Annotated in this window: 15 protein-coding genes; 10 read left to right on the top strand and 5 right to left on the bottom strand. The window is 64.0% G+C overall.

The window, feature by feature from the left end; translation table 11 throughout:
• Positions 1 to 391: 391 nt before the first annotated feature.
• Complete coding sequence (gene yaaA / locus HAQ05_RS06055; RefSeq protein WP_190418450.1) at positions 392 to 1168, bottom strand: peroxide stress protein YaaA; 777 nt, start codon at positions 1166 to 1168, stop codon at positions 392 to 394.
• Between the two features lie 126 nt (positions 1169 to 1294).
• Here yaaA and HAQ05_RS06050 point away from each other — a divergent pair, with 126 nt between their 5' ends.
• The 5 genes from HAQ05_RS06050 to moaE all read left to right on the top strand — a co-directional run bounded on the left by HAQ05_RS06050 (position 1295) and on the right by moaE (position 5477).
• Positions 1295 to 2416, top strand: coding sequence for a polysaccharide deacetylase family protein (locus HAQ05_RS06050; RefSeq protein ID WP_190418449.1), 1122 nt, complete (start codon positions 1295 to 1297; stop codon positions 2414 to 2416).
• Positions 2417 to 2686: 270 nt separating this feature from the next.
• Positions 2687 to 4081, top strand: coding sequence for a PhoH family protein (locus HAQ05_RS06045; protein ID WP_190418447.1), 1395 nt, complete (start codon positions 2687 to 2689; stop codon positions 4079 to 4081).
• A gap of 235 nt (positions 4082 to 4316) precedes the next feature.
• Entirely contained in the window at positions 4317 to 4790 is a 474-nt protein-coding gene (moaC, locus tag HAQ05_RS06040) for a cyclic pyranopterin monophosphate synthase MoaC (protein WP_190418445.1), read from the top strand.
• Entirely contained in the window at positions 4787 to 5029 is a 243-nt protein-coding gene (locus HAQ05_RS06035; RefSeq protein ID WP_190418443.1) for a MoaD/ThiS family protein, read from the top strand. The genes moaC and HAQ05_RS06035 overlap by 4 nt, the downstream gene beginning before the upstream one ends.
• A gap of 1 nt (position 5030) precedes the next feature.
• Entirely contained in the window at positions 5031 to 5477 is a 447-nt protein-coding gene (gene moaE / locus HAQ05_RS06030) for a molybdopterin synthase catalytic subunit MoaE (RefSeq protein ID WP_190418441.1), read from the top strand.
• Between the two features lie 66 nt (positions 5478 to 5543).
• On the opposite strand, the gene HAQ05_RS06025 is transcribed toward moaE, so the two are convergent.
• Positions 5544 to 6320, bottom strand: coding sequence for a TatD family hydrolase (locus tag HAQ05_RS06025; protein ID WP_190418439.1), 777 nt, complete (start codon positions 6318 to 6320; stop codon positions 5544 to 5546).
• Position 6321: 1 nt separating this feature from the next.
• Positions 6322 to 7317 carry a catabolite repressor/activator gene (gene cra / locus HAQ05_RS06020; protein ID WP_190418437.1) on the bottom strand — a complete coding sequence of 332 codons (996 nt, stop codon included), beginning with the start codon at positions 7315 to 7317 and terminating at the stop codon, positions 6322 to 6324.
• A gap of 282 nt (positions 7318 to 7599) precedes the next feature.
• Between cra and ptsP the strand changes: the two genes are divergently transcribed.
• The 4 genes from ptsP (at position 7600) to HAQ05_RS06000 (ending at position 14937) form a co-directional block, all read left to right on the top strand.
• Positions 7600 to 10464 carry a phosphoenolpyruvate--protein phosphotransferase gene (gene ptsP, locus HAQ05_RS06015; RefSeq protein WP_190418435.1) on the top strand — a complete coding sequence of 955 codons (2865 nt, stop codon included), beginning with the start codon at positions 7600 to 7602 and terminating at the stop codon, positions 10462 to 10464.
• Entirely contained in the window at positions 10464 to 11414 is a 951-nt protein-coding gene (gene pfkB, locus HAQ05_RS06010; protein ID WP_190418433.1) for a 1-phosphofructokinase, read from the top strand. Before ptsP ends, pfkB begins: the two co-directional genes overlap by 1 nt.
• Positions 11415 to 11416: 2 nt before the next feature.
• Positions 11417 to 13138 (top strand): PTS fructose-like transporter subunit IIB, encoded by a 1722-nt coding sequence (locus HAQ05_RS06005; protein WP_190418431.1) that lies wholly within the window; start codon positions 11417 to 11419, stop codon positions 13136 to 13138.
• Between the two features lie 242 nt (positions 13139 to 13380).
• The gene (locus tag HAQ05_RS06000) at positions 13381 to 14937 is read left to right on the top strand and encodes an alkaline phosphatase D family protein (protein ID WP_190418429.1); all 1557 of its coding nucleotides are present in this window, start codon (positions 13381 to 13383) and stop codon (positions 14935 to 14937) included.
• A 37-nt stretch (positions 14938 to 14974) separates the two neighbouring features.
• Here HAQ05_RS06000 and HAQ05_RS05995 read toward each other — a convergent pair whose 3' ends face one another.
• Positions 14975 to 17326 carry a PepSY domain-containing protein gene (locus HAQ05_RS05995; protein ID WP_190418427.1) on the bottom strand — a complete coding sequence of 784 codons (2352 nt, stop codon included), beginning with the start codon at positions 17324 to 17326 and terminating at the stop codon, positions 14975 to 14977.
• Between the two features lie 205 nt (positions 17327 to 17531).
• Positions 17532 to 18431 carry a LysR family transcriptional regulator gene (locus HAQ05_RS05990; RefSeq protein WP_190418425.1) on the bottom strand — a complete coding sequence of 300 codons (900 nt, stop codon included), beginning with the start codon at positions 18429 to 18431 and terminating at the stop codon, positions 17532 to 17534.
• A gap of 136 nt (positions 18432 to 18567) precedes the next feature.
• Here HAQ05_RS05990 and HAQ05_RS05985 point away from each other — a divergent pair, with 136 nt between their 5' ends.
• Complete coding sequence (locus HAQ05_RS05985; RefSeq protein ID WP_190418424.1) at positions 18568 to 19407, top strand: HTD2 family dehydratase; 840 nt, start codon at positions 18568 to 18570, stop codon at positions 19405 to 19407.
• The last annotated feature ends 56 nt before the right edge of the window (positions 19408 to 19463 follow it).

Here is a 19463-nt window from a genome sequence, read left to right as displayed (position 1 = left end):
GGGAAAAAGCGACTAAGTATTGGCGCCGGAAAGCCGTCAAAAGCTATATGTGCACGATGGGGCGGGGCGTTAAAGTATCGGTTTATTGCACCCAGTTGAGGCGCAACTAGGCTGTTTCGGCCAGCGGCCGCCTACCTGGGGCGGTTTCCGTTTCACCCGGGCAGCGTTGCCGCGCCCGCTGTGGCACTTTCTTATGCGCTTATATCCCTGCGCGAACGGCGCAGTGCACCGCGAAACTGCAGGTGCCTCGCAAGTTAATTGCACCGGCCAGCGGCGCCTTTTGCTGCCGGGCCAGGTTGCCGCTTGCCATAACCCTGCGATGATGGGCCACGGCGCCTTGCCCGGCAGCACCCGCCACAGCCAATCAGTGTGCGGACTTCTGGGGCACCCATTAGGCAGGCGAATCTCGCAGGAACACCAGTTTTGTGTCACTGGAGCGCGCCGGGCTGAAGTAATAGCCGTCTAGGTCGAAGGCTTTAAGGTCGTCGGCCTGTTGTAGCCGTTCAGTGATAACGAAGCGGCTCATCAACCCGCGGGCTTTTTTTGCATAGAAGCTGATGATCTTGTATTCGCCGTTTTTCAGGTCGCGAAATTCGGTGTCTATCACCCGTGCTTTCAGTGCGGGGCGTTTGACTGCGGTGAAGTACTCGTTTGACGCCAGGTTCACCAGCAGGTTGTCGCCCTGCTCGGCCAGGGCCCGGTTCAGCCATTGGCTGATACGCTCGCCCCAGAAGGCGTAGAGGTCTTTGCCCCGGCCATTGGCCAGTTTCGTCCCCATTTCCAGGCGGTAGGGTTGCATCAAATCCAACGGGCGCAGCACCCCGTATAACCCGGAGAGCATGCGCAGGTGCCGCTGGGCAAAGGCGAAATCACCCGCGTTGAAACGGTCGGCGGCAAGGCCGGTGTACACGTCGCCCTTGAACGCCAGGATCGCCTGCTTCGCATTATGCGGGGTAAACGCTGGGTTCCAACTGGCGAAGCGCGCCGCGTTCAGGCCCGCCAATTTGTCGGACAGGCCCATTAATTGGGCGATTTGGGCAGGGTCGAGCTGCCGCAGTTGCTCGATCAGCACTTGGGCGTCGTCCAAGTGCTCCGGTTGGGAGAACTCAGGTGTGGCCGGTGGGGTTTCGTAGTCGAGGGTTTTGGCCGGGGAAATCACCAACAGCATGGCAAGGCTCCATTAAAGGGTGCAGGCGATTCTAGGTGGGTGGCGGGGTTAACTCCACCTATGGCGTAAGTGCTAGGCTTCGCACTGCTTTGTTTACCCGTGTTAACACCTGACGGAGCCTTGCCTTTGCGCGTTGCGTTGTTCCTGATCACCGCCTTGTTGGCCTTCGCCCACGCTGTGGCGGCACCGGTGGCCACGCTGGACCGTAGCGTATGGCCGGAGAGCATCGACAGCCCGGTACTGTTCGACGTGGCCTCACGTGCGCAGATACTGGGTTTTGCCCATGAGTTGGCCCTGACCGAAGCCCTCGATGAGGGCGCGCTGGCCAGCCGGTTGGGCTTGCGCCAAATCGACATGGAGGCCATCTCCAGCCTGCGTGGCCGGCTGTGGCAGCGGCTGTGGGAAAACTTCGATGCGGCCCAGCAAAGTTGTGAGCAAGACGCTTCTTTCTGTTATGCGGTCGACGACGTCGACAGCCTGAAGGCCGAAGCGAGCCAGTTCGTGGTGGCCGATGATTCGTTTTATGCCAAATGGCGCGACCCGGGCAGGGCGTTCAACCGCACCTACTTGGACGAGCTACTGCGCATGGCGGCGCTATTCCCAACGGTGAGCAGCGAAATAGCCAAGTTCTCGGCCAACGAGCACAACGGCGATGAACTCAACGACCGGGTATTCCTACTCACGTTCGACAGCGGCCCGACGCTTGCCGGCGGCAATAGCGATTGGGTCACCGATTACCTGCGCAGGCAAAAGATGACCGCGACCTTCTTCGTGTTGGGCAACAGCCTGCAATTGCGCCGTGACAACGCCCCACAGGGCGACCTGGAGCAGCTTTATGGCCAACAGTGCGTGGGCGTGCAGGGCTGGGAGTATCGGTCCCATGCGCAATGGCGCGACTGGCAGGATTCGATCCAGCGCAGCGTGGCGCTGGTGCAAGCGCAAGTGCCGGGCAGCTTCGTCGCGCAGTTCCGCCCCCCTTATGGGCAGCGCCGCGCCGACAGCGGCGAGTTCTTCGAACAGCAGCACCTGGCCGTGGTGCTGTGGGACATAGACGCCCAGGACACCAACACCCAAGTGCCGGCAGAACTGTTGGCCGACCGAGTACTGAGCCTGATGCTGTTGTGGCGCAAGGGCGTCATCGCGTTTCACGATGCCCAATCGAAAGTGAAAACGGCCTTGCCGGTGTTGCTGCAACGCACCGCGCAAAGCGGTATCGCCTGGGAGGATTGCCACGCATTCGCGCGTTGAAGAACCCCGGACTTTACCTGCCCCTGATGGCGCCGCCAAGCGCTGTTCGTCCATTGCGAAAATAAAGCGGGTGGCCGTGGTATTTCCCTTTGTATAGCAATGGGTTTTGCGGTACTAAGGTGTAGACCGCCGAACCCTGCCGACACAGGTGGCGTCGTTATTCGGCCCATCGCCTGTCGTGCAGCCCTCCGCCCTTGCGGAGCGCGGCGGCTTCGAGGCGCAGCACCGCACAGGTATTGCGTCGAACGGCTCTCACAAAGGTGACCGAGTATGGATGAACAAGGACGCACCACCTCCTCCAACCAGCCAATCCTTTATGTGCTCGATACCAATGTACTGATACACGACCCCAACGCCCTGCTTAATTTCGAAGAGCACCATGTCGCCATCCCGATGACCGTGCTTGAAGAGCTCGACAAACTCAAGGACGGCAAGCTCACTGTTGCGGCGGAATGCCGGCAGGCCATTCGGCTGATCGATAAAACCTTGGGAGAAGCCACCCCCGCGCACGTCGAGCGGGGCGTGCCGATCGCCCGCGGCAAGGGCCAGCCCAAGGGTACGTTGTCTATCTTGATGAACAAGCATGGCCATGCCGAAGACCCACTGCCCTCGCATTTGGCCGACAACGTCATCATCAACCAACTGCTGGCACTGAAGGAGAAACGGCCAGACACCAGCGTCATTCTGGTCACCAAAGACATCAACATGCGCCTTAAGGCCCGCGCCTGTGGCATCGAGGCTGAGGACTACAGCACCGACCAACTGGTCGATGATGTGGCGCTGTTATCCAAAGGCTACCACAGCGTGCCCGGCTCGTTCTGGGACCGCGTCGGCAAGGTCGAGACACGCCAGGACCATGGCCGCACCTGGCATCGTGTACAGCTCAACGAGGTGTTGCCGGCGGCGCACATCAACGAGTTCATCGTCGATGAGCAAGGTTTCGTCGGTTGGATCAAAGGCATTCGCGCCGATGAGCTGTTGATCCTCGACATGCACCAGGAACCCTTGCTGCACCAGGAGGCCTGGGGCCTTAAGCCACGCGACGTATACCAGGCGCTGGCACTGTTCGCCTTGCTCGACCCCGACATCCACCTGGTCAACCTCACCGGGGCGGCAGGCTCGGGCAAAACCATCCTGGCCCTGGCCGCGGCGATCGAGCAAACCATGGTCAGCAAGCGTTACCGGCGCATCATCGCCACCCGTAGCGTACAGGGCCTGGACCAGGAAATCGGCTTTTTGCCGGGCACCGAGGCCGAGAAGATGGAGCCCTGGCTGGGGGCGATCACCGACAACCTCGAAGCCCTGCACATGGATGACGAAAACACCCATGGCAGCGTCGATTACATCCTGAGCAAGGTGCCATTGCAGTTCAAATCGCTGAACTACATCCGTGGGCGCAGCTTCCAACAAAGCCTGATCCTGATCGACGAATGCCAGAACCTTACGCCGCACCAGATCAAGACCATCATCACCCGCGCCGGCAGCGGCTCGAAGGTGGTTTGCCTGGGTAACCTGGCGCAGATCGACACGCCGTATCTCTCGGCCACCAGTTCTGGCCTGACCTACATGACGGAGCGCTTCAAGGATTTCCCCAACGGTGTGCATATCACGCTGCAGGGCGTGCCACGCTCGGTGCTGGCCGAGTACGCTGAGTCGCATTTGTAAAGGCCTGCTTCACGCCGCGAGCCTCAAGCTGCAGGTGGCGCCACGCCGCTTGCGGCTTTTGTTTTTAGCTGATGCTGGTGCGGCATCTCAGAGATGCCCGCCCTGCTATGCCACTGCACCGCACCTTGCCCGCCAGCAACGTTTACGCGTCAATGCGTGTGCGAACGTCTGAGGCGCCACACCCGTGGCGTGAGGCAGGGGTACAATGCTCGCCTCGATCAAGCGGAGTTTCCCGATGTTGACCCATCTCGATTCCCAAGGCCATGCCAACATGGTCGATGTTACCGACAAAGCGGTCACATCGCGTGAGGCGGTGGCCCAGGCGCGTGTGCGGATGCGCCCGCAAACGCTGAAAATGATTGCCGAGGGCGGGCACCCGAAGGGTGATGTGTTCGCCGTGGCGCGCATCGCCGGCATTCAAGCCGCGAAAAAAACCGCCGACCTCATCCCCCTGTGCCACCCTTTGATGCTCACCAGCATCAAGGTCGAATTGCAGCCCAGCGGCGACGACAGCGTGCTGATCCTGGCCCGTTGCAAGCTTGCCGGGCAAACCGGTGTGGAAATGGAAGCCTTGACCGCTGCCAGCGTGGCAGCTTTGACGATCTACGACATGTGCAAGGCCGTGGACCGCGGCATGGTCATCGAAACCGTACGGCTGTTGGAAAAACAAGGCGGCAAGGGCGGCCATTTCAAAGCGGATGCACCATGAAACTCACCGTGTTGTACTTCGCCCGTTTTCGCGAAGCCATGGGCAAAGAGCGCGAAACCCTCGAGGGGCCATTCACTACGCTGGGCAGCGTGCGCCAGCACTTGCTGGCCCAGGGCGGCCACGACGTGCTGGCCGAACGCAATGTGATGTGCGCCCGCAATGAAGAACTGTGCAGCCTGAACGAGCCGGTTGAGCCGGGCGATGAGGTGGCGTTTTTTCCGACCGTGACCGGAGGTTAAGGTGAGTATCAAGGTGCAGCAAGAACGTTTCAGCCCCGGCACCGAAACCGAGGCGATGCATGCCGCGCAGTTGGGCATCGGCGCGGTGGTGACCTTCACCGGCTATGTGCGCGACTTCAACGATGGCCAGCCGGTCCATGGCTTGGCCCTGGAGCATTATCCGGGCATGACTGAAAAGGCCTTGGCCAAGATCGTGAGTGAGGCCGAGCAACGCTGGCCGTTGCTCAACGTGCGGGTACTGCACCGGGTCGGCGCCCTGGAGCCCGGCGAACCCATCGTGTTCGTGGGCACCGCCAGTGCCCACCGCCAAGCGGCATTCGACGCGTGTAGTTTCATCATGGATTACCTCAAGGCGCGGGCCCCGTTCTGGAAAAAGGAGCGCACCCCCCAAGGCGAGCGATGGGTAGAGGGCAAAGCGAGCGATAAGGCCGCCGAGCAGCGCTGGTAATCGCGTGGCGGCGCCGAACCGCCAAGGCGCATGCTTCAGGCGCAACCAGCGTGCAACGGGGCGGTTCTACCAACCAAAAACCCGGTACGCATTGGCCGTGCTGGCCTGCGCCAGCGCCTGCGGCTCAAGGCCCATGCATTGCGCCAGCGCCTGGCAAATATCCGGCAGGTGCAGCGGGCTGTTGCGCACCCCGGGGTGCATGGCCGGGGCCATGTCTGGGGCGTCGGTTTCCAGCACCACATGCTCCAGCGGCAGGCGCGGCAGTACTTTGTGCAGCCGATGGGCCTGGGGCCAGGTGGGGGCGCCGCCCACGCCCAGGCAGTAGCCGAGCTTGATGTATTCACGGGCCTCTTCATAGCTGCCGGAGAAGGCATGGATGATCCCGCGCCTGGCCAACTTGTAGCGCTTGAGGGCGGCGATCACCGGCGCATGGCAATGGCGCACGTGCAGCAGCACCGGCAACTCGAACTCCGCGGCCAGTGCCAGTTGCGCTTCGAACCAGTACTGTTGGGCATCCCGGGCCAGGCCCGGGACGTAATAATCCAGACCGAACTCGCCCAGCGCGCACAGCTTGTGTGCCCCGGCCAGGCGTTCGAGCCGGTGGCGCAGTTCGTCGATATGCTGCGGCCGGTGTTCCGCAAGGTAAACCGGGTGCAACCCAAGCGCGGCGTATAGCCGTGGATCCTGCTCGGCCAAGTCCCATACTCGCTGCCAATTGGCCCGGTGCACCGCCAATACCACCACACGCTCGACCCCGCGCGCCTGGGCTTGGTCGAGCAGGGCGCCGCGGTCGGCTTCGAACACCGGGAAGTCTAGGTGGGTGTGGGTATCGACCAGGCGCACCTCAAACCTCTTTGATGCGCTGCTTGAAGCGCCGGGCGATGGCCGATACCCCGGGGGTATAGGTTTTTTGCTCGAGCGCGGCCAGGGCCAGCTCCAGGGCGGTGTCGGCGATCAGCTTGTGCTGTTGGCCCATGGCGTTGATCGGCAGCGGCAAAAAATCGAGCAATTGGGTGTCGCCGAAGGTGGCCAGGCGCAATTGGCTGAAATCCATCGCCCGCTCCTGCAGCACATCGAATACCCCTTGCAGCAACACGTAAGAGGTGGTCACCAAGGCATCCGGCAACTGGCCCCATTGCTCAAGCAGCTGTTTCATCAACTGTTGGCCAGCCTCGCGGCTGAACCCCTCGGCATCCTTGACCGTTACCGTACCGTCGAAACCGGCCAAGGCATCACGGAAACCGGCGGTGCGCGCTTGGCTGATGCTCAGCTCTGGCCGTGCGCCGATCAGCGCGATGTGCCGTGGCGCCGGTTTCAGCAGGCTGGCCGTGAGCTGTTCGGCGGCGTGGCGGTCATCGCTGACCACCGAGCAGAACTGGCTAGGGTCCAACTGCCGGTCAATGGCGATCACTGGGGTGCCACGGCTTTGGATTTCCCGATAGCAACCGTCGCTGGGCGGTAAGCAACTGGCTACGAACAACGCATCGCAATGGCGGGCGCGGAACAGCTTTTGCAGTTGATGTTCGCTTTCGGGGTCGTCGTCGGAGCTGGCGATCAGCAGTTGATAGCCACGGGCCCGGGCGCCTTGCTCGAGGAACTTGGCGATACGTGCGTAACTGGGGTTTTCGAGGTCTGGCAGGATGAACCCCAGGGTGCGTGTACGCCGGCTGCGCAGGCCAGCGGCCTGGGGGTTGGGCGTGAAGCCGTGCTCCTCGACCACTGCACGCACCCGTTGCACCGTGTTGTGGCTGATGCGTTGTTGTTCGGCTTTGCCGTTGATGACGTAGCTGGCGGTGGTGACGGACACCCCGGCCATGCGGGCGATATCGCTGAGTTTCACGCGAAGGTTCCTTAGAGTCGCGACGAAGCGGGCGCGCCAATGTTAACGGGTTGGCCAGGCAGTGCGGCAACTATCCTGCCGGTACCGTGACTTGGCCGGGTGGGCTTCATCCAGGATCAATTATCGGGTAACGTGCCCGCTTTAATGGGTTAAACGTTTCAGCTTCAAGCATTTTCGGCGCTTCGCTGGTCGTAAGTGTAGCAGTCAGCGCAACTGCCGCCGGGCGGTGGATGCGTTCACAACAATACCTGCGCGCCAATGGTGCGTAAAAGGAGCGATGCAATGCTCGAGCTCACCTCTGAGCAGATTTCCATGAGCCAGCAGGCAGCGGACAAACCCGCTGCGTTGACGCTGTTGGCCGACTGTTTGCAGGCCGATGGCCTGGTCGCCGAAGGTTACCTAGCCGGCCTGCAAACCCGCGAAGCGCAAGGCTCGACTTACCTTGGCCAAGGCATCGCGATCCCCCATGGCACCCCGCAAACCCGCGAGCTGGTTCATGCCACCGGGGTGCGCCTGTTGCAGTTTCCCGACGGTGTGGACTGGGGCGATGGCCAAATGGTGTACCTGGCCATTGGCATCGCCGCTAAATCAGACGAGCACCTGCGCTTGCTGCAGTTGCTCACCCGCGCCCTGGGCGAAACCGACCTGGGCCAGGCACTGCGTACCGCTGCCACGCCCGAGGCACTGCTAAAGCTGCTGCAGGGCGCGCCGCAGGCCCTGGCCTTGGATGCGCAGATGATCACCCTGAATGTAGCGGCCGACGACTTCGAAGAGTTGCTATGGCGTGGTGCCAAATTGCTGCGCCAGGGCGATTGCGTGAGCCCGGGTTTCGCCGCGGTGCTGCAGCAGGTGGCGCCGCTGCCATTGGGGGATGGCTTGTGGTGGTTACACAGCCAGCAAATGGTCAAGCGCCCGGGCCTATCGTTCGTTACTCCCGCAGGCCCGCTGCGCCTGCTCGGCCAGCCGGTCAATGGTTTGTTCTGCCTGGCCAGCCTGGGTGAAGCCCACCAGGCATTGCTGGAGCGGCTGTGTACGTTGCTGATCGAAGGGCGCGGCGAGGCGTTGTTTCGGGCTAACAGCAGCCGCGCCGTGTTGCAAGCGCTGGGTGGCGATGCGCCGGCCGATTGGCCCAGCCTGCAGGTGCCCTTGGCCAACACCCATGGCCTGCATGCGCGGCCGGCCAAGTTGTTGGCGCAACTGGCCAAGGGGTTTGCCGGCGAAGTCCACCTGCGGGTGGTCGACAGCGGCGAGCCGGCGGTTTCGGCCAAGAGCCTGAGCAAACTGCTCAGCTTGGGCGCGCGGCGCGGCCAGGTGCTGGAGATCATTGCCGAGCCGGCCATTGCCGCGGATGCCTTACCCGCCTTGCTGGCAGCGATCGAGGCGGGGCTGGGCGAGGAGGTCGAAGCGCTACCGCCCATGGCCGCCGAGGTGCTGGCCGAGGCTGTAGAAACCGCCGCGCAGGTGTGCGCACCGGCCGCCGGTAGCCGTTTGCAAGCGGTGGCGGCGGCGCCTGGCATCGCCTCGGGCCCCGCGCACCTACAGGTGCTACAGGCCTTGGAATACCCCGCCCTGGGTGAGTCGTTCGAGGCCGAGCACGGCCGCCTGCGTGGTGCGCTGGACAAGGTCCGGGCAGACATCGACGGGCTGATTCGCCGCAGCACCGCCCAAGCCATACGCGATATTTTCGTGACCCACCAAGAAATGCTCGACGACCCGGCCCTGGCCGAAGATGTGGTTGAACGCCTTAAGCAGGGCGAGAGCGCTGCAGCCGCCTGGATGGCGGTGATCGACACTGCTGCACGGCGCCAGGAGGCGCTGCGCGATGCCCTGCTCGCTGAGCGAGCGGCTGACCTGCGCGATATCGGCCGGCGTGTGCTGGCTCAGTTGTGCGGTGTAGAAACCTTCCATGAGCCCGATGAGCCGTACATTCTGGTGATGGATGAAGTGGGCCCGTCCGACGTCGCCCGCCTCGACAGCCAGCGCGTGGCCGGTATCCTCACCGCCCGGGGCGGAGCCACCGCACACAGTGCCATCGTGGCGCGGGCGCTGGGTATCCCGGCGGTGGTCGGGGCAGGCGAGGCGGTGCTGCTGATCGAGCCGGGGACGCCGTTGTTGCTCGATGGCCAGCGCGGGCGTGTCGATGTCGCGCCCGCACCTGACGTGCTCGCGCGTGCCAGCGCCGACCGTGAACGGCGCGCGCTACGCCTGGCCGCCGCGGCTGAGCACCGGTTGGAGCCGGCCTTGACCACCGATGGCCACGTAGTCGAGGTATTCGCCAACATCGGCGAAAGCGCGGCGGTGGCCAACGCCGTGGCGCAGGGTGCCGAAGGGGTCGGGTTGCTGCGCACCGAGCTGATGTTCATGGCCCACACGCAAGCCCCGGACGAAGCCACCCAGTTGGCCGAGTACAGCCGTGTACTCGACGGCCTGGGCGGGCGCCCGCTGGTGGTTAGAACACTCGACGTGGGCGGCGACAAACCGCTGCCGTACTGGCCGATCCAGGCCGAGGAAAACCCTTTCCTCGGTGTACGCGGCATTCGCCTGACGCTGCAGCGGCCCGAGCTGATGCAAACGCAATTGCGCGCCTTGTTGCGCTCAGCCGGCGGGCGGCCCCTGCGCATCATGTTCCCCATGGTCGGGGCCGCCGAGCAATGGCGGCAGGCACGTGACATGGTGGCGCGGCTGCGCGAAGACATTCCGGTGGCCGACCTGCAACTGGGGATCATGATCGAGGTGCCTTCGGCCGCGTTGTTGGCACCGGTGCTGGCCCGCGAAGTGGATTTCTTCAGCATCGGCACCAATGACCTGACCCAATACACCCTGGCCATCGACCGTGGCCACCCCACATTGTCGGCGCAAGCGGACGGCCTGCACCCAGCGGTGTTGCAATTGATCGACATCACCGTGCGCGCGGCCCATGCCCAGGGCAAATGGGTAGGGGTGTGTGGTGAATTGGCGGCCGACCCCGAAGCCTTGCCGGTACTGGTGGGGTTGGGCGTCGATGAACTCAGCGTCTCGGCGGGCAGCATCGCCGAGGTCAAGGCCGGGGTGCGAGCGTTGAGCTTCAGCCAGGCACAGCAATGGGCGCAGCAAGCCTTGGGCGCGGCTACGGCCGCCGAGGTGCGCGCGCTGGTGGAGACTGCATGATGGCAAGAATTCTAACCGTTACCTTGAACCCGGCGTTGGACCTGACCGTGGAGCTCGGCGCCCTACACCTGGGCGAAGTGAACCGCAGCGACGCGCTGCATGTGCATGCCGCCGGCAAGGGCCTGAACGTCGCACAGGTATTGGCCGACCTGGGCCACCAATTGACCGTGACCGGCTTTCTCGGCCACGACAACGCCGACCGCTTCGACGCGCTGTTCGCCGAACGCGGTTTCGATGATGCCTTTGTCCGAGTTCCAGGCGAAACCCGGCGCAATTTCAAACTGGCCGAAAGCAGTGGGCGCATCACCGACGTCAACGGCAGCGGCCCATGGGTCGATGAAGACGCCCAGGCCTGGCTGATGGCCCGCCTGGAACGCATTGCCCCCGGGCACGACGCCGTGGTGGTCGCTGGCAGCCTGCCGCGGGGCATCAGCCCGGCGTGGTTCGGCCAACTGCTGGAGCACTTGCGCCAGTTGGGCCTGAAGGTCGCATTGGACACCAGCGGCGCAGCCTTGCGCGCAGGGCTTGGCGCCCAGCCCTGGTTGGTCAAGCCAAACACGGACGAATTGGCCGAAGTATTCGGCACAACCGTGGCGACCCTGGCCGAGCAACAGGCGATGGCTAAGCGGCTGCGTGCTCAAGGCATTACCCATGTGGTGATCTCCCAAGGCCCCCAGGGCGTCAATTGGTTCGCCGAAGGCATCGCCCTGCAGGCCCTGCCGCCCACCGTAGACATTGCAAGCACGGTGGGGGCGGGTGATTCGTTGCTAGCGGGTATGGTGCATGGCTTGCTCAGCGCGCAAACGGCCGAGCGCACCCTGTGTACAGCCACGGCCATCGCGGCCATGGCGGTGTCGCAAATCGGTTTCGGCATCCCTGACCTCACGGCGTTGGCATGCCTGGAAAGCGGCGTGTGCGTGCGCGCGCTAGTACCCCAACAAGAGGCTTGAACATGAAGTTAGCCATCGTCACCGCATGCCCCGGCGGGCGGGTGTCCAGCGTGCTCAGCGCGCGTTTGCTCGAGGCCGCGGCGCAGCGCCAGGGCTTGAGCACCAGTGTCGAGGTGCATGACCCGCAGCACCCGGAAAAACAGCTTTCGCCGGCCGCCATCGCCGAGGCCGACTGGGTGCTGGTGGTGCGCACCGGCCCGCTCGACCTGGCGCGCTTCGACGGCAAGCGGCTGTTCGAAAGCACCCCTGCCCAGGCGCTGAACGACGCCGATGGGTTTTTGCATGACGCCCAGCAACAGGCCCAAGTATACCGGGCCCCGACCGCCGCCGAGGTGCCGGCCGCCGGGGCGGCACGGCGGGTTGTCGCGATCACCGCCTGCCCCACGGGCGTGGCCCACACCTTCATGGCGGCCGAAGCCCTGCAGCAGGCCGCGCGCCAGTTGGGTTACGCATTGCAGGTTGAAACCCAAGGCTCGGTGGGGGCGCGTAACCCGCTCAGTGCGGCGGCCATTGCCGAGGCCGAAGTGGTAGTGCTGGCCGCCGACATCGACGTGCCCACCGAGCGTTTTGCCGGCAAACGCATTTACCGCTGCGGCACCGGGATTGCCCTGAAGCAGCCGCAGGCCACCCTGGACAAGGCGTTGGCCGAGGCCAAGGTCGAAGCCGCTGGCGGGGCGCAGGCCCCGGCCCAGGGTGAGCGCAAGGGGGTGTACAAGCATTTGCTCACCGGCGTGTCGTACATGTTGCCGATGGTGGTGGCCGGGGGCTTATTGATCGCGCTGTCATTCGTGTTTGGCATCCACGCCTTCGAACAGCCAGGCACCCTGGCCGCGGCGCTTAAACAGGTGGGGGACGCGGCGTTCACCCTGATGGTGCCGCTGTTGGCGGGCTATATCGCCTACTCGATCGCCGACCGCCCGGGCTTGGCGCCGGGAATGATCGGCGGCCTGTTGGCCAGTACCCTGGGGGCGGGGTTCATCGGTGGCATCCTGGCAGGCTTCATCGCAGGCTTCGCCGCCTGGGGTATCAACCGCGCTGCGCGCTTACCGGCGAGCCTGGAGGCGCTCAAGCCGATCTTGATCATTCCGCTGTTGGCCAGCTTGGTCACTGGCCTTGCCATGGTCTACCTGGTCGGCACGCCAGTGGCGGGCATGCTCGCCGCCCTCACCGAGTTCCTCAACAGCATGGGCACCACCAATGCCATTTTGTTGGGCATCCTATTGGGCGCGATGATGTGCGTGGACCTTGGCGGGCCCATCAACAAGGCCGCCTACGCGTTCTCCGTGGGCCTGCTGGCCAGCCAAACCACCGCGCCCATGGCGGCGACCATGGCGGCCGGTATGGTGCCGCCCATCGGCCTTGGCATTGCTACGTTGCTGGCCCGGCGCAAGTTTGCCCAGGGCGAGCGTGAAGCCGGCAAGGCCGCCCTGGTACTGGGGTTGTGCTTTATTTCCGAAGGCGCGATCCCGTTTGCCGCCAAAGACCCGCTGCGGGTAATCCCCGCCAGCATCGCCGGCGGCGCACTCACCGGCGCGCTGTCGATGCTGTTCGGCTGCAAGCTGGTCGCCCCCCATGGCGGGCTATTCGTGTTGCTGATCCCCAATGCGATGAACCATGCGTGGTTGTACCTGCTGGCGATCCTGGCCGGCAGCGTGGTCACCGGGGTGGTGTACGCGGCGATCAAGCGCGGCGAGGTGCAGGAGGTGGCCCTGGCCGCCGAGTGAGCGGTAGATACTGAGGTGCCTGAGCAATGAATTTGCACCCTGTTGGCGGTGCCCTTCGCTGCCGGGCTGGGTTGCGACTACTCGCCATGGCCCCGCTATGGCCCGTCATGGCGCCTTGCCCGGCAACCCCATTTACGCCTCGATGCGTGTGCGAATGTCGGCTGCACCCTAAGACGCCCTGCCATCCCCCTGTCACATTCCCCGCGTTTGATGTGTGCTTTCCCCGCCGAAGGAGACACACTATGTACCACTTTCCCCTGGCGCGCCGCCGGCTATTGCAAACCGTGGGCGCTGGCTTATTGGTGCCTGGGTTTGCGCCCGCGGTGATCGCCTCGGCCAAAAGCCGCCCGGTGATGGCCGACGGTGTGCAAGCCGGCGATCCGCTGGGTGACCGGGCAATGGTCTGGAGCCGCTGCGACCGCCCGGCAAAGATGGTGGTGGAGTGGGACACCCGCAGTATGTTCAGCGCACCGCGGCGGGTGGTTTCTACATTGGCCGATGCCCGCACTGACTTTACCGCGCGGGTAGAACTCAGCGGGCTACCGGCGGGGCAGGCGATTTTTTACCGGGTGTGGTTCGAAGACGCCAACACCGGTGTGAGCAGTGAGCCGTGGTTCGGCCATTTGCGCAGCGTACCGGCGCAAAAGCGCGACATCCGTTTTGTCTGGAGCGGCGATACCGTAGGGCAGGGTTTCGGCATCAACCCCGACATCGGCGGCATGCGTATCTACGAAGCGATGCGCCTGCGCCTGCCAGACTTCTTCATTCACAGCGGCGATACCATCTACGCCGACAGCCCGGTGCCAGCGAGCGTTGCCACTGAAGGTGGCCGGGTATGGCGCAACCTCACCAGCGAAGCCAAGAGCAAGGTGGCCGAGACGCTGGCGGACTACCGAGGCAACTATCGCTACAACCTGATGGACGAGAACGTGCGCCGCTTCAATGCCGAGGTGCCGCAGATCTGGCAGTGGGATGACCATGAGGTGACCAATAACTGGTCATCGAGCAAGCAGCTCGATGAGCGTTATCACACCAAGGCTATCCCCGCCTTGGTGGCCAATGCTCGGCAAGCGTGGCTGGAGTATTCTCCCATGCGTTTGCAGGCGGCCGATGAAGGGCACCGCGTATACCGCAAGATCGCCTATGGCCCGTTGCTGGATGTATTCGTACTCGACATGCGTAGCTACCGCGGGCCCAATGATGCCAACCTGGGTACGGTCATGAACGCCGACAGCGCGTTTCTCGGTCGTACCCAGTTGGCCTGGCTCAAGGCGCAACTCAAAGCCTCGACCGCGCAGTGGAAAGTGATTGCCGCCGACATGCCGGTCGGCCTGGGCGTACCGGACGGTGAAGTGAGCCCGGGCGTGGGCCGCTGGGAAGCGATTGCCAATGCCGACGATGGCCGGCCGTTGGGCCGGGAGCTGGAAATCGCCGAGTTGCTGGCGTACCTGCGCGAGCAGCAGGTGCGCAATACGCTGTGGCTCACCGCCGACGTGCATTACTGCGCGGCACACCACTACCACCCCGACCGCGCGGCGTTCCAGGATTTCGAGCCGTTCTGGGAGTTCGTCGCCGGCCCGCTCAACGCTGGCAGCTTCGGGCCCAACCCGCTCGACGGCACCTTTGGCCCACAGGTGGTATTCCAGAAGGCGCCGCCGGCGCCAAACACGTCGCCGTTCGCCGGCTATCAGTTCTTCGGCGAAGTGAACATCCAGGCGCAAACCGGCGAATTGACCGTGACCTTGCGCGATCTGGACGGCGTGGCAGTGTACGAACAGGTTTTGCAGCCTGCCGCCTAGCGTGGCGGTTCAGTATTTGCAGCCAACGTCTGAACCACTAATAAACGTCGCGGCGGTAGCGGCCCTCTTCGATCAACCGCTCTACCGCCGCCTCGCCGAGCATCTCGCGCAGGGCTCGGTCGACTCCGTCGGCCATGCCCTGCAGGCTGCCGCACACATAAAGCCCGGCACCTTGTTGCAGCCACTGCTCCAGCTCGCGGCGTGCGGCCCGCAGGGCATCCTGCACATACACCTTATGCGCTTGGTCACGGGAGAAGGTGAGGTCCAGCCGGGCCAGCGTGCCGCTGGCAAGCCAAGCGTCGAGTTCTTCGCCACACAGCCGGTCGGTGGCCCTGTTGCGCTCGCCGAACAGCAGCCAGTTGCGCGGCTGCCCGAGCAGCCGCCGTTGCCGCAGCAAACTGCGCAAGCCCGCCAAGCCGGTGCCGTTGCCGATGAAGATCAGCGGGCGGTCATCGCCGGGCAGATGGAAAGCGCTGTTGCGCCGCAGGTGCACCTGCAGGCTGCTGCCCAGTGCCGCTTGTTCGGTCAGCCAACCTGAGCCCAGGCCGAGGCTGCCGTCGGCATGCCGGTGCTGGCGAACCAGCAGTTCCACTGCGCCATCGCCCGGCAGCGAGGCGATCGAGTACTCACGTGCTTGGGTCTGGTCGGCTGCGGGGCCGGGTATGATTTCGGCGATATCGCCCGCCGCCCAGGCCATGGGTAGGTCGCTGCGCAGGCACACCCGATAAACCGGCGCGCCCTGGCTGCCCGGGTTCAGCAACTCGCGGTGTACCAGCGCCCAGCGGCTGAACCGTGGGGCGCTGGCCAGCACGTCGCGAGTACCCGCTTGCTCGGCCACCTGCCGTGCCCAATGGCTTAGGGCGCCTGGGTCGTTGTTGTCCACCTCCACCCGTTCGAACAGGGCCGTGGCGCCTTGGTCGGCCAGCCAGGTATCGATGCGCCGGGCAAAGCCGCAAAATTGCGAGTAATGGCGGTCGCCCAAGGCCAATAGCCCATAGCGCAAGTGCGGCAGCGGCCAGTGCAGCGCGGCTATTTGTTTTTCGAACAGCCGTGCGCTGTCTGGCGCCTCACCATCACCGAAGGTGCTGACCACGAACAGCGCGCGCTGGGTACCCTTCAGGTCGCTTTCACTGATGGTGGCCAGTGCCCGCACCTTGGCGCCGCTACCGCCCGCCTGCAGTTGCGCGGCGGCTTGCCAGGCTAACTGCTCGGCTTGGCCGCTTTGGCTGGCGAAGCCGATCAACCACCCTTCGCTGGCACTGTCCAGGCCCTGGCGGCTTTGCGCGATCAGCTTCTTTTTGCGACGCCGGTCCAGGTACAGCAGCCAACCGGTGACGAAGAACAACGGCATGCACAGCGAAGCGAAGAAAATCACCAAGCGCCCGGGCAGGCCCAGGTAACTGCCGGTATGGATCGCGTAAATGCTGGTCAACAGTCGGTCGCCCAGGGTTTTGTCTGTGTAGCGGTCATGCTCGCGCACTTCGCCGGTGGCCGGGTCTAGTTGCAGTTGGCTGAAGGCGCGGTCGTGGGCAGAGTCGTCAAGTAAATAGAACACGGTTGCGGCGCCCCCGCTGGCGGCGGGCAGGCGTAGGTTGTAGCGCGCCAGGTGTGGCCCGGCGGCTTGGTGCACGCTTTGGTCGATTGCGTTGAAGTCCACATTGATCGGCGTCGCGTTGCTGGTGCGATCGCGCCGTTTGGCGGGCGGTGGGCTGGCCGCCTCACTGGACAGCAAGGCCACCGCACCGTTGCGGAACCACTGATACGACCACGTCAGGCCGGTGATGGCACTGACCAGGTAGAACAGCAGGCACCACGTGCCGACTACCGAATGCAGGCTCCAGTTAAAGGCGCGGCCCTTCTTGGCCCAGTCCAGGGCCAACCAGGCGCGCCAGTCCAGCGCCCGCCGTGGCCAGCGCAAGTAAAGCCCGGAAAGGCAGAAAAACAGCAGCGCCAGCGTGCTGGCGGCGGTCAGTTGCTTACCCACTTCGCCCAGCACCAGGTAACGGTGCACCTGTAAAATCAAGTTGAACAGCGCTTCGCCGCGCACATTACCTTGCAGTTGCCCGGTGTAGGCATTGACATAGCGCGACTCGCCACGCCGCTGGCCGGGCGCGGGCACGAAGTACACCTGCGACGCCTGGTCGGTGTTCACCTCCAGGGTGAAGCCGGCCACTTCCTTGCCCACCTGTTGCTGAACCCGCTGCACCAGGTCGGTTACCGGCAACGGGCCTTCGGGCCGTGGCTGCACCTTGAGCGGCTCGGGGTTCAGCGCATGAAGAATTTCATCTTCGAACGAATATGCAGCGCCCGTCAGCCCCATTACCGCCAGGATTAACCCGGCGGTAATGCCAAAGAACCAATGCAACTGGAAAAGGATTTTCTTGAACACGTCCCGGCCCATGAGAAAAGAATGAAGGCAACTGGCTTAGAAGGCCTTGAGTGGCCCGGTCACTGATCGCGCCCAGGTGCGATGAATGCCACTGTCGCCTAGGGGAGCGGGGGGACTATACGGGGAAATGAATCCACGTATCAATTGAGAGCTAATCGTATTCACGGGGAATGCAGGTTTTTGTGGGAGGTGTATCCCTTTTGGGCTACAGAGGCAGGCTTGGGGCCGGCAGCAGGGTGGCGATCAATGCCCGCACCGCCCCTGGCAGTGCCTCAAGTTCGCGAACCAGAATGCTTCGTTCGCGTACTGCCCAGGGCTCGTCTAATTCGAGGGTCACCAACTCCATGGTGCGGCTATGCCGCAGCGCGGCCGACTCTGGAATGATACCGATGCCCACGCCCGCTTCGACCATGCGGCACACCGCTTCGAAGCTGGCCATCTGGATGCGCAGCGACAGGCTTTGGCCGAGGCGCTCCACCTGGTCGCGCAAAAAGCTCAGCAGCGTGCTGCCTTCGTGCAGGCCGATGTGCTGGAACGCCAGGGTTTGTTTCAGCGTTAGGCTTTTTTGCCCGGCCAGCTCGTGGCCAACCGGCACCGCCAGCACCAGGCGGTCGGTGCTGAAGTGGATCACCTGTAGCCCAGGGGCCGCTACCGGGCCCGCGATAACGCCCATGTCGGCAGCGCTGTCGAGCACACCCCGGACGATGTCGCGCGACAAGCGCTCTTGCAGGTCTATGGTGACGCCCGGGCGCTTGGCGAGGAACCCGGCTAGCACCTCGGGGAGGAATTCGGTCACTGCCGTGGTGTTGGCGAAAATGCGGATATGCCCGGCCGAGTCGGTGCCGTAGTGCACGAATTCGCTTTTCAGGTACTCGGCCTGGCGCAGGATCAGCCGCGCATGGCGCAGCAGCTTATGCCCGGCCGGGGTGAGCTCCACGCCGCGGCTGTCGCGGTAGAGCAAGCGGGTGCCGAGTTGGCCTTCCAAAGCCTTGATCCGTGCGCTGGCCGCTGCCGGGGAAAGGCACGCGCGGCGGGCGCCTTGGGTCAGGCTGGGGGCCTCGCCAATATGGACGAAAAGCCGAAGGTCAGGCAGGTCGAAGTGCATGGCAGCCCCGTGATAAGCAGCGCGCGTTCAGCAAACATGAACGCCGGCTTACAAAAAAGCAAATTCACAGAATGCCAGCCCTGCCCGGATCATCAGCTTATAACGACCGATAACAACAATTCGGAGGGCACCCGCTATGCCTGCTGCAGATTCGCCGCCCGATTACGCGGCCTGGCTCGGCCGCACCGAAGACGCCGAAGACTACTTCGGCCAGCACTTGATCAAGCGTATCGCTGCCACCTTTGGCGAGCCGGCGCCGGCTGATGGCGAGCCGTTGCCATTGCTGTGGCATTGGTGTTTTTTTCAAGACCCGGTGCCAGAAGCGCAACTGGGCAGCGATGGGCACCCCGCCCGGGGCGGGTTCCTACCGCCGGCCGATAACCGCAACCGCATGTGGGCCGGTGGCCGGGTTGAGTTCATCGCACCGCTCAAGGTAGGTGCCGCGGCCCAACGGCGCTCCACGGTGTTACGCATTGACGAGAAACAAGGGCGCACCGGCGCGCTGCTGTTCGTGACCGTGCGCCACGATTACTCGCAACACGGCGAACTTTGTATGCGCGAGGAACAAGACATCGTTTACCGCGAGCCCAACCCGCCCAAGCTGTCCAGTGGCGAACCGCCAGCCGCCGGCGGCTGGGGCGAAACCATCGAGCCCACGCCGACTTTGCTGTTTCGGTACTCGGCCGTGACCTTCAATGGCCACCGCATTCACTACGACTACCCCTATGTGACCGGCACCGAAGGCTACCCCGGCCTGGTGGTGCATGGGCCGTTGATCGCCACGCTTAACCTGCACGCGTTTTGCCGGGCCCACCCGGCTAGGCGGGTACGCCGGTTCGGCTTCCGGGGCGTCCGCCCGCTGACCCTGCCCACGCCATTTCGTGTCGGTGGCCAGTTGGCCGAGCCCGGCACGGCGCAACTGTGGGCGGGCAACGACCAGGGTGTGGCGCAGAGCGCCGAGGTCACTTTCGACTGATCGCCTTAACAATACACAGCCCGGCCCGGTGAACGGCGGCGGCCGGCAGGCCTGGA

Source organism: Pseudomonas typographi (assembly GCF_014694385.1).
Classification (GTDB): domain Bacteria; phylum Pseudomonadota; class Gammaproteobacteria; order Pseudomonadales; family Pseudomonadaceae; genus Aquipseudomonas; species Aquipseudomonas typographi.
This window is presented reverse-complemented; position numbering and strand designations above follow the sequence as displayed.

Coding starts and splice junctions, on each gene's coding strand:
- HAQ05_RS06035 (WP_190418443.1), top strand. CDS start 4,787: ATGAAACTCACCGTGTTGTACTTCGCCCGTTTTCGCGAAGCCATGGGC.
- HAQ05_RS05985 (WP_190418424.1), top strand. CDS start 18,568: ATGCCTGCTGCAGATTCGCCGCCCGATTACGCGGCCTGGCTCGGCCGC.
- ptsP (WP_190418435.1), top strand. CDS start 7,600: ATGCTCGAGCTCACCTCTGAGCAGATTTCCATGAGCCAGCAGGCAGCG.
- yaaA (WP_190418450.1), bottom strand. CDS start 1,168: ATGCTGTTGGTGATTTCCCCGGCCAAAACCCTCGACTACGAAACCCCA.
- HAQ05_RS06000 (WP_190418429.1), top strand. CDS start 13,381: ATGTACCACTTTCCCCTGGCGCGCCGCCGGCTATTGCAAACCGTGGGC.
- HAQ05_RS06005 (WP_190418431.1), top strand. CDS start 11,417: ATGAAGTTAGCCATCGTCACCGCATGCCCCGGCGGGCGGGTGTCCAGC.
- pfkB (WP_190418433.1), top strand. CDS start 10,464: ATGGCAAGAATTCTAACCGTTACCTTGAACCCGGCGTTGGACCTGACC.
- moaC (WP_190418445.1), top strand. CDS start 4,317: ATGTTGACCCATCTCGATTCCCAAGGCCATGCCAACATGGTCGATGTT.
- HAQ05_RS05990 (WP_190418425.1), bottom strand. CDS start 18,431: ATGCACTTCGACCTGCCTGACCTTCGGCTTTTCGTCCATATTGGCGAG.
- HAQ05_RS06045 (WP_190418447.1), top strand. CDS start 2,687: ATGGATGAACAAGGACGCACCACCTCCTCCAACCAGCCAATCCTTTAT.